The following is a 14925-nucleotide window of genomic DNA, read 5'->3' on the forward strand; positions in this document are numbered from 1 at the left end:
TTCTTTTGCGACCTGCGATCCGACTGGAACATCTCAATGCGAATGACTGCTCTCCATCTGGGCGGTGCGGCCTGCGTGGTCGCCCTCTGCACTGCATCGCCCGCTCATGCCCAGCAGGCGGGGATCGCCATTGCGGTCGTCGATGCGGAGAGCGGTGAGGCAGTTCCCGATGCCGAAATCCGGATAGTCAACGGCAGTATCGGATATGACCGGATCCTCCTCACCGATGCCAACGGCCAGGTCCGGATCGAAGGCCTCACCACAGCGGGAAGCTACCGGGTCGTTGTGAAGGGCGATGCCGAGGGAAGCGACGGGGCAGCGTCGCGCGAGGTCGCGTTGCGGGCAAATTTCACAAGCAGTGTCACGCTTCGCATCAATCGCGCTGACAATACGATCGTCGTGACGGGCCTTCGAGCGGTAACCGGCTTGAATGCGGTCAATGCGGAAGTGGCGGCCTCCCTCGGCGAGAAGGAGCTTGTGGCTCTCCCGATCGAGGGCCGCGATGTCATTGGAGCGTTGGTGCGCCTCCCGAACGTGGTTCCCTCGACCGGCTTCTTTCCCGAGGCGCCTTCGATCTCCATTAACGGCTCGAACAGCCTGAACACCAACTATCTGATCGATGGCCTCGATAATAACGAGAACTTTCTCGGCGGACTCAAATTTCCGGTGCCGCTTGGTTTCACGCGGGAAGTCACGGTGCTCGCAAATTCCTATTCGGTCGAATACGGGCGCACGGCGAATGGCATCGTCAATTATACCACGCCATCGGGATCGAACGAGTTCCATGGCGAAATCTACGGGCTGGTCCGCCCGGGCCGGCCGTTGGACGCTCGATCTGCCTTCCCGAGGCGCGATCTGACCGGCAATCCGGTCGGAGACAGTTTCGAACGCTATCAGGCCGGTGCCAGCCTCGGTGGCCCGATCGCACGCGACCAAACTTTTTTCTACGCCAATTACGAATTTACGCGCGATCGCAACGTGCAGACAGTCGACGCCCCGCTGCTCGGCGTCGTCGAGAACGTCACGGGAAACAATGAATTTCATCTCGGCTCTTTCAGGATCGACCACAGGCTTACCGATGACTGGACGCTTTCGCTGCGCGCCAATATCGGTCGTGTTTCGGTCGATCGTCCAGGCGGCGCGTTGGGGGGCGGGAATGTTACCTTTCCCTCGGCCGGGTCGCGGCAAGACCGCTTCTCGACTCTGGTTGCAGCGACTGCGACCTTTTCGGGCAATGTGTGGAGCTACGACGGGGCACTCCAGTATAGTCGCTTTAGATGGGGTTACGGAAAGCCTATTTCTGGCGCTGGACCGCAGGTTACGATTCAGGGCCCGAGCGGACTGTCCGCCGGCGTGGTTGGGCATCCCGGCTTCGTTTTCGACAGTCTCGAGGAGACGTGGCAGACGAGCCACCGGGTGCAGCGGTCCATTGGCGAACATACGCTGACCGTGGGGGTCGATGGGATCAATTCGAATATCGGTCTGCTCGGCGGCGGAAATCCCGATGGAAACTATACCGTACGGCTCACCGATGCGCAGCTTGGAGCACTTGCTCAGGGCGGTTCGGGTCTTGACCTCGGTGCCAGCGCGGTTCTCGCGCTCGATCCGGCGGTCGTCAACTACGCGGTAGAGCTGCGCCCGCAGAGCTTCGGCACTGACCAGACGCAGCTCGCCTTCTATGTCGAGGACGAGTGGCAGCTTACGTCACGGCTGACAGCCACGCTGGGCCTGCGGTATGATTACGACAGTCTCTCCGAAGAAGGCGGCAGCGGCGGCGACTACGATAACATCGCGCCGCGCTTTGCCCTGAATTACCGTCCCGATGCGCGGTCCACCCTGCGGTTCGGTGCGGGTCTCTTCTACGGCAAACTGTCCTACGCCGTCGTGTCAGACGCACTCCAGCGCAACACGCGATCGCCGGGGTTCCTGAACCAGCTCGCGCAATTGCAGTCGCTGGGTCTGCTCCCTGCGCAAGCCGACCTTGCCGAGGTGACCTTCGATGGCAACCTTGCCGTATCGCCTGACTGCGCGACGGTCTCGCAATGCCCCGCGCCCGATGAGGTACTGCAATTGCGGGATACGTCCGTGATAAACGAAGCCCGTATCCTCAGTCCCGAAGGCTACGACAATCCCTATTCGGTGCAGCTGAGCGCTGGCTACCAGTTCCAGGCGACCGACACGATCACCCTAGGCGCCGACCTCGTCTATAGCCGTTCGCACAATCTGGTGCGTCTACGCGATCTCAATGCGCCAGCATCGTTCAGTACCGATCTCGCCAATCTGACAGCGGACAATATCGCCCTCTTGCAAGCCGCGCCCGACAATGCCTCGCGCCTCACCCTTGCGCAGCAACTGGGGCTGGTGCGTTCGCAGGCAGATGCCGATGCGTCGCGGCCAGTCTCGCTGCAGCCCGGCGGCGCGCGGCAGATCACCGTGTCCGAGACTTCCGGAGAGGCCGAATACACGGCGCTCATCCTGCAGGCAAACAAGGCGAGGGGTGATGATTTCTACGGCTTCCGGCTCGCCTACACGCTGTCCAGCCTCGAGAACGACACCGACGACATCAACTTTCGAGCTTCCGATGGCAACGACTTCGCTTCCGAATGGGGGCCGTCCGCGAACGACCGGCGCCACGTCATTTCCGCAGTGGGCTTTCTCTATCCGACTGACGGTCTAACCCTAACCCTTGCGGGCCTCTTCCAGTCCGGCCAGCCCGTGAACTTCGTGCCCGACGCGCGGATTTTCGGCACGCAGGACCTCAACGGCGACGGAGCAAGCTTCGGCGAGAACTTTGTCGGAAATTCGGATCGCTATCCCGGGGCGCAAAGGAATTCAGGGCGTTTACCGTGGTCGGCCACTGTCGATCTTGGCGTACGCTATGCATTGCCGGTTCTTGGCGGGCGGCTCGAGGCAAGTGCCGATGTATTCAACCTGTTCAATGCCAACAACGAGTCCGGCTTTGCAAACGCCGCCACCACCTCGAACCAGGTGCAGTTTGGCGGCGGTGCATCCTTCGTGCAGCGCAATGCCGGTCCGCCCCGCCAGTTCCAGTTCGGCCTGGCCTACAAGTTCTGAAAGTGGCAAGCATGATCCCGGACGCATTACTGAATTTGCAGGGCCTGATCGGGCTTGCCATCGTGCTCCTCGTCGCTTGGGCGATTTCCGAAGACCGCGCGGCTCGGCCGGGATGGCGCTGGATTGGAGGTGCGCTGGCGCTGCAGTTCGTCATCGCTCTGGTCGTGACTCGGGTTCCCTTCGTTTGGACACTGGTCGGTTATGCCAACAGCGCGGTCTCGGCGATCGAACGCGCGACGCTGGTCGGGTCGAGCTATATGTTCGGCTATACCGGCGGCGCACCCATTCCCTTCGTGCTCAAACCGGGCGCTGATGAGCCGGTCATCGTTGCCTTCCAAATCCTTCCGCTGATCATCGTTTTCTCCGCTATCGCGGCTCTGCTCTGGCACTGGGGCATCCTGCGCGCTGCAGTCCGCGGATTGTCGTGGGCCCTGCGCAAGACCCTGGGTGTCAGCGGCGTAGTCGGATTGGGAGCTGGCTCCACGATCTTCCTCGGCGTGGTAGAATCGCCGCTCGTTCTTAAAGCCTGGTTTGCCAGGATGACCCGCCCGGATCTGTTCGCTATCATGGTGCTGATCATGGCCACGATCTCGGGGGCCATACTGGTGCTCTATGCGACCACCCTGTCGCAGACCGTGCCGAACGCCGTGGGCCACATGATCGTGGCCTCGCTGATATCGCTGCCCGCCGCCGTGCTCGTTGCCCGGCTAATGGTCCCCGCCGCAGTGGGCACGACGCCGGACGAGGAAACCGCTGATGAACCCGAGGCGGGCCTCAAATACGAAAGCAGCATGGATGCTCTGATCAGGGGCACCGCGGATGGCGTGACGCTGGTACTCGCGGTGCTCGGGATCATTATCGTTATCTTTGCGCTGGTGAATATCGCAGACCAGATCCTGTTCCTGTTTCCCGGGGTCGACGGCACGCCGCTCACCTTGCAGCGCATCTTCGGCTGGCTGTTCGCGCCCGCCATGTGGGCTATTGGAGTGCCATGGGACCAGGCTCCCGCAGCGGGTGGTCTCATGGGCACCAAGGCGATCCTCAACGAATATGTCGCCTACCTGGAACTCGCCGCACTTCCACCCGGGACGCTCGATCCGCGCACCTTGCTGATCGTGACCTACTCGCTCTGCGGTGTCGCCAACCTCGCCAGTGTCGGACTGATCGTCTCGACGGTTGGGACCCTGTGCCCCGAGCGTCGCGGCGATGTCGCGGCTCTTGGCATGAAAAGCTGGCTTGCCGGCAATATGGTTTCGCTCATGACAGGCGCGGTCATCGGCATCGTCACCTGGAATTGAGGACCGCGCAATGTTGGATGCCAAACTGCGACCGCTCATAGATCCTCCGCTCGATGCAGCCGGGAGCTGGATCGCAAGACGAGGGATCGGACCCAACGCGGTCACCCTCATCGGTCTTGTACCGGGCCTGGCTGCCGCAGTGGCGATCGCGCAAGGCGCGTTCGCCCTCGGGCTCGTCCTGGTTCTACTCAACCGGCTTCTCGATGGTCTCGATGGCGCGGTAGCACGGGCGACCCGACAGACAGATTTTGGCGGCTATCTCGATATCGTCGCCGACTTTGCTTTCTACGTCGCGGTGCCGCTGGGCTTCGGCTTCGCGGCTCCAGCCAACACGCTTCCCGCGATGGTGCTTGTGGCCGCCTTCACGCTGACCGGCATCAGCTTCCTTGCTTTCGCGACGCTTGCCGCGAAACGCGGGGTCGCAACCGAGGCGCACGGGCGCAAGAGCTTCTTTTACAATACCGGCCTCGCGGAGGGCACCGAGACGATCCTCGTTTTTGTGCTCATGTGCCTATGGCCCGAGCAGTTTGCGCTGTTTGCCTGGATATATGCGGGCCTGTGCCTGCTGACAGTGATCCAGCGCAGCGCTCTTGCCCACGCGATGTTCCGATCGGATACGACTGAATAGAAAGGGTTTCATAATGGGAGTTTTTCCATCGATCGAAGGCGAGCCCGGGCTCGACAAGGTCTTCAAGCGCTTTCCTCACAGCGTCGCCCCCTTGCTGGAATATCACGACCGGCTCCTGCGCGACCCGTCGCCGCTGACCGTCGCCGAGCGCGAGCTTATCGCAGCCTATGTTTCGGGATTGAATTCCTGCACCTACTGCCACGGTGCGCACGTTGTCGCGGCACGCGCTTTTGGGATCGACGAGGCCTTGTTCGAGACGTTGCTGACCGATCTGGATAACAGCGCGATCGAGGAGAAGTTAAAACCGCTCCTCGCCTATGTCGGCAAGCTGACCCGCACGCCTGCGATGATGGTCGAGGCGGATGCCGACCGGGTCTATGCGGCGGGATGGGATGAACGCGCGCTGTTCGACGCAGTCAGCATTTGCGGCTTGTTCAACCTGATGAACCGGATCGTCGAGGGCTCGGGAATAAAATCTAATCCGCTGGAGGCGGACAAGGCGGAGATGGATGCTCGCCTCGCGCGAATGGGCGGCAGCACCGACGATCCCCATCGGGGCGAACGAAGCTACACGCGTCTGCTCGGCCTTTGGGATATTTCGCACGACGCCAGCTAGCGCTCGCCCCACCGGGACGGGGAACGTTGGCTCAGAGCGTCGCGTTCAAACCGGTAATGTGTGCATTGGAGAAGGAACGTGATGGCTCGGCCGGTGCTGGTATTCGACGTCAATGAAACCCTGCTCGATATCCGGACGCTCGAGCCGCTGTTCGCGCGATGGTTCGACGATGCAGGAGCAATGCGCCGGTGGTTTGCGCAAATGGTGCTCTATTCGCAATCGCTGACCCTTGCCGGGCGCTATTTGCCTTTCGGAAGCATCGCCAGCGATGTGCTCGGCATGCTGGCAGCAATCGAAGATCGCGCCTTGCCGCAAGGCGCGGCGAGCGATCTCAAGGCTGCCTCGACACAGCTTCCCGCGCACGGCGACGTCGAAGAGGGGCTGGCATCACTGCTAGAGCAGGGTTTCCGTCTGGTGACGCTGACCAACAGCGATTCCGACACGCAGGCGGAGCAGCTTTCCAATGCCGGAATTGCCCGCTTTTTCGAAGCCCAGTTCAGCGTCGATTCCGTGGAGCAATTCAAGCCTGCCACGGCAACCTATCGCCATGTCGCCACGTCGCTGCAGGTCGATATCTCCCGTCTGGCCATGATCGCCTGCCATTCGTGGGACCTGCTCGGGGCTGCTGCTGCGGGGATGCAGCCCGTCTTCATCAGGAGAGAGGGAAACAGCCAGCCCGGCTTCGCTTCAGCCGGGGTCCGGGAAGTAGACCGCATCGGCGAACTTGCGGCGCTCGACTGGTAGATTTTTTGTCGATTTTGCGCCCCGCGGTGAAGGGTGCGCCGGAAAGAAGTCCGCATCATGCGGAACAACGCCAGTCCAGCCACGTCGTCTCGATATACTGATACAAGAAGTGGAGACGACCACGTGAGAAAGATACTGGCACTGGGAGCGCTAGCGATCGCTACGTCGCTTGCCGCCAAAAAATGGGTGAAATCCTCCCATCGAGAAGTCCGGGAAGGTTTCATTTCTGGTGAGCGCCACTTTGTCGACGTCGGCGGTATCGACATGTCGTGGGCGGAACATGGGGAAGGTGTACCCGTAATCCTGCTTCACGGCATACCCACGTCACCGGCGCTCTGGAGACACGTGGTTCCGCGCTTGTCGGGAGTACGCGCCCTTGCCTGGGAGATGGTCGGCTATGGCGATTCCATGGAGCAAGGCAAGGGCCGGGACATTTCGGTCGCTGCACAGGCCGACCACCTCAAGGCTTGGATGAACGAGATCGGTCTAGAGAAGGCCGTAATCGTCGGCCATGACCTCGGCGGCGGCGTCGCCCAGATTTTCGCGGTCCGAAACCCGCACATGTGCAGCGGGCTATTCCTCACGAACGCGATCGGATATGATTCCTGGCCAATTCCGAGTGTGAAAGCGATGCGCGAGACCGGCGGGCTCGTCAAGCATCTCCCAGATTCCGCGTTCACCATGCTGTTACTGACGCTTCTCTTGCGCGGCCACGACCGGCTCGATGCGGCCCTCGAAGCCTGGCGGCATCATGCCAGAAAATATCTTGATCATGGCGGGGCAGAGGCGATGGTTCGGCAGATCGACGCACTTGACGTGAATGATACCTTGGCTGTCTCCGACCAACTTTCATCACTCGGCATCCCGGCCAGGCTGGCCTGGGGCGAGGCTGACGGTTTTCAGAAGATCGAATATGGTGAGCGTTTCGCACGTGACCTTGGCGCGCCGCTCAAGAGAATCCCCGGGGGCAAGCACTTTACCCCCGAGGATCATCCTGATGTCATCGCCGAGGAGATCATGGCACTTGTCAGGACCGCTCACCCGGAGGCCTAGTTCCTGGCTCTCGTGCTTCACGAGCTCCCACAGCGAACATTCCCACGCTTCAGTCTATTGGGGCGCGCTCCATTCGCGTGCCGCAAAGGCCTCGTCGACTTCCGTATGGAAAAGGTGATTGCTGTAATTGGAGATGACCTTCACGCTGATGGCGAGGATTATCCCGAGGATGTGGGTCTCGGAGTATCCCGCCTCCAGAAACGCCTTGGCCTGAGCAGGTGAGGGATTACCACGCGTTTCCGACATCACGCGGGTGAACTCGGCGAGCGCGCGCAGCTTGGGTTCGGGGATTTCCTGGTCGCTGCGGATCGCGTCGGTCACTTCTGCCGGAACGCCGGACATGGTGTCGGCGAGCGTGCTGTGGGCAGCGACGCAATAATGGCACTCATTTGCGCGGCTGACCGCGAGAAGGATGACCTCCTGCTCGACGGAAGAAAAACCAGCGTCTTCGCGAAACTTGTCGTATCCGAAGCTGTAGGTCGCCAGCAGAGCCGGAAGATTGGCCATGCCGGCATACATGTTGGGGACCATGCCCATGGTCTTCTGCGCCTGTTTGAGCGGAGCGCTAACGGCTTCATCCGTATCGTCCGGAGTGCGTAGCGAAAGTTCGATCTGGTAAGTGTCTGACATTGTCAGCTCCCGTGATATTGAAGGAAATGCGAAAAGGCTTGGCGCGTGGCCGCTAGCGGTATTCCGGATTGGGATGATCGAAATGGATGCCGGCTTCCCAAGCGTCCTTCTGGTTGCCCGGAGTGGGGTATCCACCCGCCTGCTTGAGCATCGCGGCCATATGCATCAGGTTCCACGCCATGAACGTCGTGTTCCGGCGGGTGAAATCGTTGTCGAGCCCGACTTTCCCATCGTCGCCGTAGGAAGGGCCGGGTCCCGCTTCGCCGATCCATCCGGCATCGGCCTGAGGGGGAACCACGTACCCCAGATGCTGGAGCGAATAGAGCATGTTCATCGCGCAGTGCTTGATGCCATCCTCGTTGCCCGTGATGATACAGCCCGCTGTCCGTCCGTAATAGACGTATTGCCCCCTCGCATTGGTTTCACCGCTGTATCCGTAGAGCCGTTCTATCGCACGGGTGCATATGGATGACTTGTCACCTAACCAGATCGGCGTTCCGAGAACGAGTATGTCGGCGGCCAGGACCTTTTCCTGGATGGCGGGCCAGTCGTCGGCGTCCCACCCATGGTCACGCATATCGGGCTGAACTCCCGGCGCGATGTCGTAGTCGGCGAGGCGCAAGGATTGCGCGGCGACACCGTTCGCCTCCATGATCGTGATGGCATTATCCATCAGGAGCTGGGTGTGCGATTGCTGGTCGGATCGCTTGAGGCTGCAGTTGAGAAAGAGGGCTGAAAGCCCCTGTCCGCTGAATTGGGTTTCGCCTGTCATGGTAATCCTTGCTTATGATGTGTCCTGGGCGGGTTCGTTCGCCCCGTCCGGTAAGTTACATCCGACGACATTTTTTGCGCCGTACCATTGTAACCACGCGCCTCTTTTGCACGAATACCCCTGAATGAGCCCGCCTCGCCGAACGATCAGATACTGCGGTTGTGAAGGGCCATTTTGACAACAGGGGAGAACGATAATGCGATCGCAATTTCATCTCGGCGGAGCGCTCAAGGCCTGTGTCATCGCGGCTGTGGTCTTCCTCATGGCCGAAATGGCCATGGTTGCCCTCATCGAGGGTCAGAGTCCGTTCGGCCCACCCCGCATGATGGCTGCGATCGTGATGGGCCGCGACGTGCTACCGCCACCTGCAACATTCGACCTGGGCATCATGATGGTGGCTATGATGGTGCATCTTGCTCTGTCCGTCGTCCTGGGGATCATCTGGGGCCTGATCCATTCGACCCTCGGACTTTCGAGATGGGTCGCCGTCGGCGTTGCGGCGGTGTTCGGCTTGCTTGTCTATGCCGTCAACTTCTACGGATTTACCGCCCTCTTTCCCTGGTTCGAGATGGCGCGCGGCACAGTAAGTGCAGTTGGCCATGCGATCTTCGGAATTGCACTCGGGTGGGCCTACGGTGCCTATGTCTGCGAAAGCGATCAAGCACTCGCCTGATGCCCGAGGACAGGGTTGAATTTGCTTGGTATTAGCAGCCCAACGAACGCGTGAGTGCGCTTAGACCGCGCGCGGATACTCTGCCCAGTTCACGTGTGATTTGCGGAAGTATGGGATAGCGGATCGATTGGAACGCGCGGGCGACCAGCGTCGAGCAGATCGCCATAAAAGGCTCCCCGCTCCCGAGCGCCAGCATCCGTCTGCGCCATCCTGCCGGAACCGGAGGGGTAGGAAAGAGATAGCGAGCCAGATCGACCACATCGGCCAGATCGTCGGAATCGCCCACCCGTCCTAGCGCGAAATCCGTAACCGCCTTTATATCGTTTTCGTTCAATCCGACCGGACGGCAGATACGTGTCTGAAAATTGCTAAACTGCGAAGGGCTGACAACGCGAACCCCTGCGATAGCATCGGCCTCGACGAAGCTGACCTCGCGTTCGGCGCTGGTATTCTCTGAGGCAACACACAGCGCAGCATGCGACCAAATCGACTGGGGTGAGGTATTTGATGGCCGTGCTGATTCGCTGCTGACCATCGACGAGAAGCACGTCGCTTGGTCTCAGTTCTCGCGCAAGAGCCATTTCGTCTGTCGGAACGCTAGCAAAGGGCGAGCGCGAGGGACCGGTAAGATAGCGTGCCAGCAGGCGCCCGATCATGCGCGAGAAGCGGGCCATCGTCAGCTCGTCAGTGACAACATGCGCCCGCGGGCGATATTGCGCAGTACGCCGGCCTCGAGTCTGGCTTCCTCCAGCAGGGCCGCAACCAGATCGCCCAGGGAAACCAGGCCGGCGATCGCAAGGTCAGAACTGCGCACCACGCAGTGTCGGAACCGCTGACGCGTCATGGAGAGCATTACATCGCAAGCCTCCGCATCGCAGCTGCAGAACAGGACCTGACGCCGCATGAATATCAGAGCAGGAAGCTGCAAGGCGTGCGGTCCGCGCTGGGCAAGCCCCGCCATTAGTTCCTGCTGCGAGACGATTCCTTGTATGTCTGCCGGATTGCTTCCGACAATCCCGACCGATCCGATGCCTTCGTGGTGCATTGTCGATACAGCCTCGGAGAGAGTTGCTTTCCCGCACAGTCCGAAAGTCGGTACCCTTGCGGTTCATGATTGCCGCGATTTTCATGCCATTTCTCCTGGCGATGTCCCCTGCCTTTCAATTCGCGCCTCGGCGCCGCGGGGTTACAAACAACAGGTTCCTGGCTCCGGCCCATGAGCGGTGAGGAGCGCTTTTGCGTAACTGTTTTTGGAAAAGGGGTGCGGGCACGGCGGTCGGGACCGCGTGCAATGGATTCCAATTTCTTGCTGGGGGTCGCTGAGGAACGAATAAGCCGGTGCCGACGCATGCATCGACACCGGTCCAGGCTGGGAGGAAGATCTTGTTATGGTCCGCCCAGCCTCAAACTTCGCGGGCGGGAAATGCGAGTCGGTGCTTAGCGCTTGATGGGAGTGAGGGATCCCTTGCCCTTGGGGGTTTCGATCTTTACGCACGTACCCTTGGGAACGAGCTTCCAAGCGTTCCCCTGGTAGTCGCGGGTCGAGGTTCCGGCGCAGCTTGTACCAGGACCGGCGGCGCAGTCGTTCTCGCCAGCCTTGGCGACGCCGTAGCACTTTTCCATTTCCTGCTTCTGGGCGGCTGCTGGCGTCGCAGCCAGTCCGGCAGCCGCACTCGCTGCGAATGCGAGTCCGGCAATGCGGGCGATCGAGGTCTTGTTCATTGTAATTCTCCACTCTCGGATGGGTCTCACGCACCGCACGGTAGCTCGTGGATGCTGTTTCCGGGTTCGGCGCGGCCGCTGCGAAGGTTACACAAAAATGTCTTTCGGGCTGCTGTAACCTGGAGCAGCCTGGCAGCGAACTGGGGATGTGCGCCGCATCGAGCGCTGCGTGCATCAGGGAGAATTCTCATGCGACACAATGGTCTCAAGACAGCATCAATCGCGGCAGCAGCCGCAGCATTTGCGATTTCCGCCGTTCCCGCATTCGCCGTCGACCCGCCGGCCTACAGCCAGGGCCGGGCACTGAACGCCGAAGACACGGTGCATTGTTATGGCATCAACAGCTGCAGGGGTACTGCGGACTGCGCGACCGCCCTTCACGAATGCAAGGGTCAGAACGCTTGCAAGGGGCAGGGTTTCAAGGCCCTCAATGCTGGCGAATGCCTTTCTAAGGGCGGAACTATCGGCGATCTTGGCTGATCAATTCCCTGTCTCGTGCGGAATGTTTCGCGCGGGCTGCGGTCCGGGACCCGGATTACCTCGTCCCCCCAACCCCAACGGGTGCCGGACCGCTTCTTTTGTCGAGAGATCGGATGTGAGCAAAATCGAACCATTTGCAGGATATGGTCTCGGGTTGAGGTCGACGCACTATCGCGATTTTCTCGAACGGGAGGTGCCGGTCGATTTTGTCGAGGTCATCTCCGAAAATTACATGGTCGATGGCGGCAAGCCCTTGCGGATCTTGCGCCAGATGCGTGAGCGATATCCTGTCGCTCTGCACGGCGTTTCGCTGTCGGTCGGCTCTGCGGACGGCATCGACCCCGAATATCTGGCCAGGCTGGCCCAGCTTGCCGAGATGATCGAGCCGTTGTGGGTGTCCGACCACCTGTGCTGGACTCGTACAAGCGCACATAACAGCCACGACCTCCTGCCGCTGCCGCTTACCCGGGAAGCGATGCAGGTGGTGTGCGACAACATCGACCAGGCGCAGCAAACGCTCGACCGGCCGATGCTGTTCGAAAATCCTTCCAGCTATCTCTCGTTTCCCGAAGACGAGATGCCCGAATGGGTCTTTCTGTCCGAAATGAGCCGCAGGACCGGCTGTTACCTGCTGCTCGACATCAACAATGTCTATGTCAGTGCCCGCAACCACGGGTTCGATCCTGCGGACTATCTCGATGGAATTCCTGCCGACCGAGTACGCCAGATCCATCTGGCGGGACATACCCCGGGCGAAATCCTGATCGATACCCATGACCGCCCCGTCTGCGATGCCGTCTGGGAACTATACGAACGGGCTATGCGAGACCTTGGATCGGTTGCCGTGATGATTGAGCGGGACGATGCGATTCCGGAGCTGGACGATCTTCTCGGCGAGCTGGACCGAGCCCGGCATTGTGTCGCACCTGTCGTGTCCCGAGCCTGCGGATGATGTCTCTGCGCGAAAGGCAATCCCGGTTCCTGCTCGAGCTGACAGAGCAGGCCGCAACGTCTGAGCCGGGAGACCGGCAGCGTGATATGCGCATGGATATCTACCGCAACAACTATCGTTCGGCCGTGATCGAGGCGCTGGAGAGCGCGTTCGAACGCACGGCGCGGCTGGCCGGACGCAATGCTTTCCGGCAGGCCGCAATTCACCACGTCATCGAACATCCTCCTACGAGCTGGACTCTCGATCTAGTGGGCGAGCATTTTCCCCGAACCTGCCGCAGTCTTTTCGCCGCCGATCCAGACGTTGCGGAGATCGCGTGGCTCGAATGGGCGATGGCGCGGGCCTTCACCTCGCGCGATGCAAGCGTGATGACTTTCGAACGGTTTGCCGCCGGAACAGCTTTGTACGACGAGGACGGCTGGGCCAATCTCGGCCTGAAGTTCCTTCCCGGAACCGAGATCGCGACAACTAACTTCGATTTGCCGCAGCTATGGCGTTCGCTCCAACCCGATGAGCAGGGTGCCGCATTGCATCGGCTAGTCGAGGCTGCGTCCATCGTGGTCTGGCGTGAAGCGGAAACACCCGTGTTCAAAAGCCTGTCTGGTGAAGAAGGGCGCTGCCTGGAGAAAATGATCGCAGGCAAAAGGTTCGAGAAGATATGCGCCTGGCTGGGTCGCCGGCATGACAAGGACGAGGCGGCGCATCGGGCCGGGTCCATGTTGCGGCACTGGCTCGACCTTGGCCTCGTGGAGGGTATTGTAAGAGAAGGCTGACAGCTCCTTTGCCTGGGGAACGTTCCGATTGGAATCATTTGCGGTGGCCCTGCTTCAGGAACAATCGGAACTGCGTCCCGTAGCTTCCTCAAGACACGTATTTGAGGAAAATCCCATGAGCAAGATCAAGGCTGGCGCTTCCTTTCCTTCTTTTTCCTGGCCCAAGACAACTGGCGAGACCGTCACTCCGGCAGATCACGGAGGGTGGCGCTTCCTGACGATATACCGCGGCAAGCACTGTCCCTTGTGCAAGCAATATCTCACCGAACTTAACGGTATGCAGGAAGACTTCAAAGCGGCGGACATCTCAGTCTGGGCCCTCTCCGCCGATCCGCTGGAACGAGCGCGGTCGCAAGCCGAAGAGGAGGGCTGGACCATTCCCATACTGGCTGAATTGACCGAGGATCAGATGCGGGCCATGAGACTGTATATTTCTTCCCCGCGTTCAGCCGACGAGACTGACCGCAACTTCGCCGAACCGGCAACCTTCGTGATCAATCCGCAAGGTGAAATACAGATAGTCGATATCTCCAACGCACCTTTTTCACGGCCGGATCTCACTGGCATTCTTAAGGGCATTCGCTTCGTTGCTGCAAAGGATTATCCGATCCGGGGCATTGTTGAATGACAGCTGCGCGCGGTTGCATTCCTGATCCCGGAGCTTGGGGTTGTTAATCGTCTCGTTCAATCAAAAGGATTGAACCGCAGGCTGCCGGTTCGATATTCGCAATTGCTCGGCCCGTGCATCTGGCAGGGGTTCTGCGGTGTGAATTTACTGCATTCCTTCTTCCCCATGTGGGGGGCTCGGACTTTTCGTACAGGTGGAGGATCACTTAGCCGTCAACGTCTCACGCGATGATCGCCAAAGCCAGACGTCTTCAAGAGGCGCATGTGAACTCCTCCAGCTCTTCAAGGCTCGAACGATTGGTCGACAGACGTTAGCGCTTCGAAATGGGCCACGGTGATCGCCATGGCCGTGGGCTGAACTGCGAGGACGCCCCCTGGGGAGCTGGCCGAATCTTTTTAACCCGACCTTGCCGTTTCCGCTTTGCATCGCTGGTGACTGAAGCGGACCGCCACTTGTGGACGTTGACGTTGGCAGACTGTCTTGAAATAGCGTTTTTAAGCACCTTTCTGACATAGCAAGCGCGGTGCTTTCTGCGGAAGTTAGGTGCTTTCGGCAGCGCACTCTAAGCATTTCACGACCGTTGGACTGTTGCGAAGACGGCCTTCGGCGATCTCGTCGCCGCATCCGATGCAATAGCCGAACTCCCCCTCCTCAATCCGCTGTAGTGCGGCGGCAATGGCAGCCCGTTCAGACTTCCGACGCCGTTCCTGCGCAAGTGCCATGGCCTGCACCTGCATCGCATCGATCCGCGAAAGACGGCCAACACTTTCCTGGTCGAGTGCAACTGGGTCGCGATCGGAAGCTGTGATGCGATCCTGCTCATCTAGATCGCTCAGACGTTGCAGCAACAGGTCGCGGAAGGTGGCTGGATCGATAGACAT

The 14925-nt window shown here is 60.2% G+C and carries 16 protein-coding genes; 10 read left to right on the forward strand and 6 right to left on the reverse strand.

Annotated features, from left to right (window positions below):
* Nucleotides 1-42: 42 nt before the first annotated feature.
* The 6 genes from JD971_RS04085 to JD971_RS04110 all read left to right on the forward strand — a co-directional run bounded on the left by JD971_RS04085 (nt 43) and on the right by JD971_RS04110 (nt 7414).
* On the forward strand, nt 43-3075 hold the full coding sequence (locus JD971_RS04085) for a TonB-dependent receptor (protein WP_236672259.1): 3033 nt from the start codon (nt 43-45) through the stop codon (nt 3073-3075).
* An 11-nt stretch (nt 3076-3086) separates the two neighbouring features.
* Entirely contained in the window at nt 3087-4373 is a 1287-nt protein-coding gene (locus JD971_RS04090) for a NupC/NupG family nucleoside CNT transporter (protein ID WP_202086114.1), read from the forward strand.
* A gap of 10 nt (nt 4374-4383) precedes the next feature.
* Nucleotides 4384-5001 carry a CDP-alcohol phosphatidyltransferase family protein gene (locus JD971_RS04095; RefSeq protein ID WP_202086115.1) on the forward strand — a complete coding sequence of 206 codons (618 nt, stop codon included), beginning with the start codon at nt 4384-4386 and terminating at the stop codon, nt 4999-5001.
* Nucleotides 5002-5014: 13 nt separating this feature from the next.
* The gene (locus JD971_RS04100) at nt 5015-5617 is read left to right on the forward strand and encodes a carboxymuconolactone decarboxylase family protein (protein ID WP_202086116.1); all 603 of its coding nucleotides are present in this window, start codon (nt 5015-5017) and stop codon (nt 5615-5617) included.
* 81 nt (nt 5618-5698) lie between these two features.
* Nucleotides 5699-6361 (forward strand): haloacid dehalogenase type II, encoded by a 663-nt coding sequence (locus tag JD971_RS04105; RefSeq protein WP_202086117.1) that lies wholly within the window; start codon nt 5699-5701, stop codon nt 6359-6361.
* Nucleotides 6362-6484: 123 nt separating this feature from the next.
* Nucleotides 6485-7414 carry an alpha/beta fold hydrolase gene (locus JD971_RS04110; protein ID WP_202086119.1) on the forward strand — a complete coding sequence of 310 codons (930 nt, stop codon included), beginning with the start codon at nt 6485-6487 and terminating at the stop codon, nt 7412-7414.
* A gap of 54 nt (nt 7415-7468) precedes the next feature.
* Here the strand turns inward: JD971_RS04110 and JD971_RS04115 are convergent, their stop codons facing one another.
* On the reverse strand, nt 7469-8044 hold the full coding sequence (locus JD971_RS04115) for a carboxymuconolactone decarboxylase family protein (RefSeq protein ID WP_202086121.1): 576 nt from the start codon (nt 8042-8044) through the stop codon (nt 7469-7471).
* Between the two features lie 52 nt (nt 8045-8096).
* Complete coding sequence (locus tag JD971_RS04120; protein ID WP_202086122.1) at nt 8097-8816, reverse strand: flavodoxin family protein; 720 nt, start codon at nt 8814-8816, stop codon at nt 8097-8099.
* Between the two features lie 196 nt (nt 8817-9012).
* On the opposite strand from JD971_RS04120, the gene JD971_RS04125 reads away from it, so the two are divergent.
* Entirely contained in the window at nt 9013-9489 is a 477-nt protein-coding gene (locus JD971_RS04125) for a hypothetical protein (protein ID WP_202086125.1), read from the forward strand.
* 31 nt (nt 9490-9520) lie between these two features.
* Here JD971_RS04125 and JD971_RS04130 read toward each other — a convergent pair whose 3' ends face one another.
* The 3 genes from JD971_RS04130 to JD971_RS04140 form a co-directional block, all read right to left on the reverse strand.
* Nucleotides 9521-10024 (reverse strand): hypothetical protein, encoded by a 504-nt coding sequence (locus JD971_RS04130; protein ID WP_202086127.1) that lies wholly within the window; start codon nt 10022-10024, stop codon nt 9521-9523.
* A 141-nt stretch (nt 10025-10165) separates the two neighbouring features.
* Nucleotides 10166-10534 (reverse strand): CBS domain-containing protein, encoded by a 369-nt coding sequence (locus tag JD971_RS04135; RefSeq protein ID WP_202086133.1) that lies wholly within the window; start codon nt 10532-10534, stop codon nt 10166-10168.
* 392 nt (nt 10535-10926) lie between these two features.
* On the reverse strand, nt 10927-11211 hold the full coding sequence (locus JD971_RS04140; RefSeq protein WP_202086134.1) for a DUF2282 domain-containing protein: 285 nt from the start codon (nt 11209-11211) through the stop codon (nt 10927-10929).
* A 604-nt stretch (nt 11212-11815) separates the two neighbouring features.
* Between JD971_RS04140 and JD971_RS04145 the strand changes: the two genes are divergently transcribed.
* The 3 genes from JD971_RS04145 to JD971_RS04155 all read left to right on the forward strand — a co-directional run bounded on the left by JD971_RS04145 (nt 11816) and on the right by JD971_RS04155 (nt 14044).
* Nucleotides 11816-12643, forward strand: a complete 828-nt coding sequence (locus JD971_RS04145) for a DUF692 domain-containing protein (RefSeq protein ID WP_371809735.1) — start codon at nt 11816-11818, stop codon at nt 12641-12643.
* On the forward strand, nt 12643-13416 hold the full coding sequence (locus tag JD971_RS04150; RefSeq protein WP_202086135.1) for a DNA-binding domain-containing protein: 774 nt from the start codon (nt 12643-12645) through the stop codon (nt 13414-13416). Before JD971_RS04145 ends, JD971_RS04150 begins: the two co-directional genes overlap by 1 nt.
* A gap of 115 nt (nt 13417-13531) precedes the next feature.
* Nucleotides 13532-14044: a peroxiredoxin family protein gene (locus tag JD971_RS04155; RefSeq protein WP_202086136.1), complete on the forward strand. Its 513-nt coding sequence runs from the start codon at nt 13532-13534 to the stop codon at nt 14042-14044.
* A 539-nt stretch (nt 14045-14583) separates the two neighbouring features.
* On the opposite strand, the gene JD971_RS04160 is transcribed toward JD971_RS04155, so the two are convergent.
* Nucleotides 14584-14925 carry a TraR/DksA C4-type zinc finger protein gene (locus tag JD971_RS04160; RefSeq protein WP_202086138.1) on the reverse strand — a complete coding sequence of 114 codons (342 nt, stop codon included), beginning with the start codon at nt 14923-14925 and terminating at the stop codon, nt 14584-14586.

It is taken from the genome of Croceicoccus sp. YJ47 (genome assembly GCF_016745095.1).
Taxonomy (GTDB): domain Bacteria; phylum Pseudomonadota; class Alphaproteobacteria; order Sphingomonadales; family Sphingomonadaceae; genus Croceicoccus.

Coding starts and splice junctions, on each gene's coding strand:
- JD971_RS04085 (WP_236672259.1), top strand. CDS start 43: ATGACTGCTCTCCATCTGGGCGGTGCGGCCTGCGTGGTCGCCCTCTGC.
- JD971_RS04160 (WP_202086138.1), bottom strand. CDS start 14,925: ATGTCTATCGATCCAGCCACCTTCCGCGACCTGTTGCTGCAACGTCTG.
- JD971_RS04105 (WP_202086117.1), top strand. CDS start 5,699: ATGGCTCGGCCGGTGCTGGTATTCGACGTCAATGAAACCCTGCTCGAT.
- JD971_RS04130 (WP_202086127.1), bottom strand. CDS start 10,024: ATGGTCAGCAGCGAATCAGCACGGCCATCAAATACCTCACCCCAGTCG.
- JD971_RS04155 (WP_202086136.1), top strand. CDS start 13,532: ATGAGCAAGATCAAGGCTGGCGCTTCCTTTCCTTCTTTTTCCTGGCCC.
- JD971_RS04120 (WP_202086122.1), bottom strand. CDS start 8,816: ATGACAGGCGAAACCCAATTCAGCGGACAGGGGCTTTCAGCCCTCTTT.
- JD971_RS04100 (WP_202086116.1), top strand. CDS start 5,015: ATGGGAGTTTTTCCATCGATCGAAGGCGAGCCCGGGCTCGACAAGGTC.
- JD971_RS04135 (WP_202086133.1), bottom strand. CDS start 10,534: ATGCACCACGAAGGCATCGGATCGGTCGGGATTGTCGGAAGCAATCCG.
- JD971_RS04090 (WP_202086114.1), top strand. CDS start 3,087: ATGATCCCGGACGCATTACTGAATTTGCAGGGCCTGATCGGGCTTGCC.
- JD971_RS04095 (WP_202086115.1), top strand. CDS start 4,384: ATGTTGGATGCCAAACTGCGACCGCTCATAGATCCTCCGCTCGATGCA.
- JD971_RS04150 (WP_202086135.1), top strand. CDS start 12,643: ATGTCTCTGCGCGAAAGGCAATCCCGGTTCCTGCTCGAGCTGACAGAG.
- JD971_RS04125 (WP_202086125.1), top strand. CDS start 9,013: ATGCGATCGCAATTTCATCTCGGCGGAGCGCTCAAGGCCTGTGTCATC.
- JD971_RS04115 (WP_202086121.1), bottom strand. CDS start 8,044: ATGTCAGACACTTACCAGATCGAACTTTCGCTACGCACTCCGGACGAT.
- JD971_RS04140 (WP_202086134.1), bottom strand. CDS start 11,211: ATGAACAAGACCTCGATCGCCCGCATTGCCGGACTCGCATTCGCAGCG.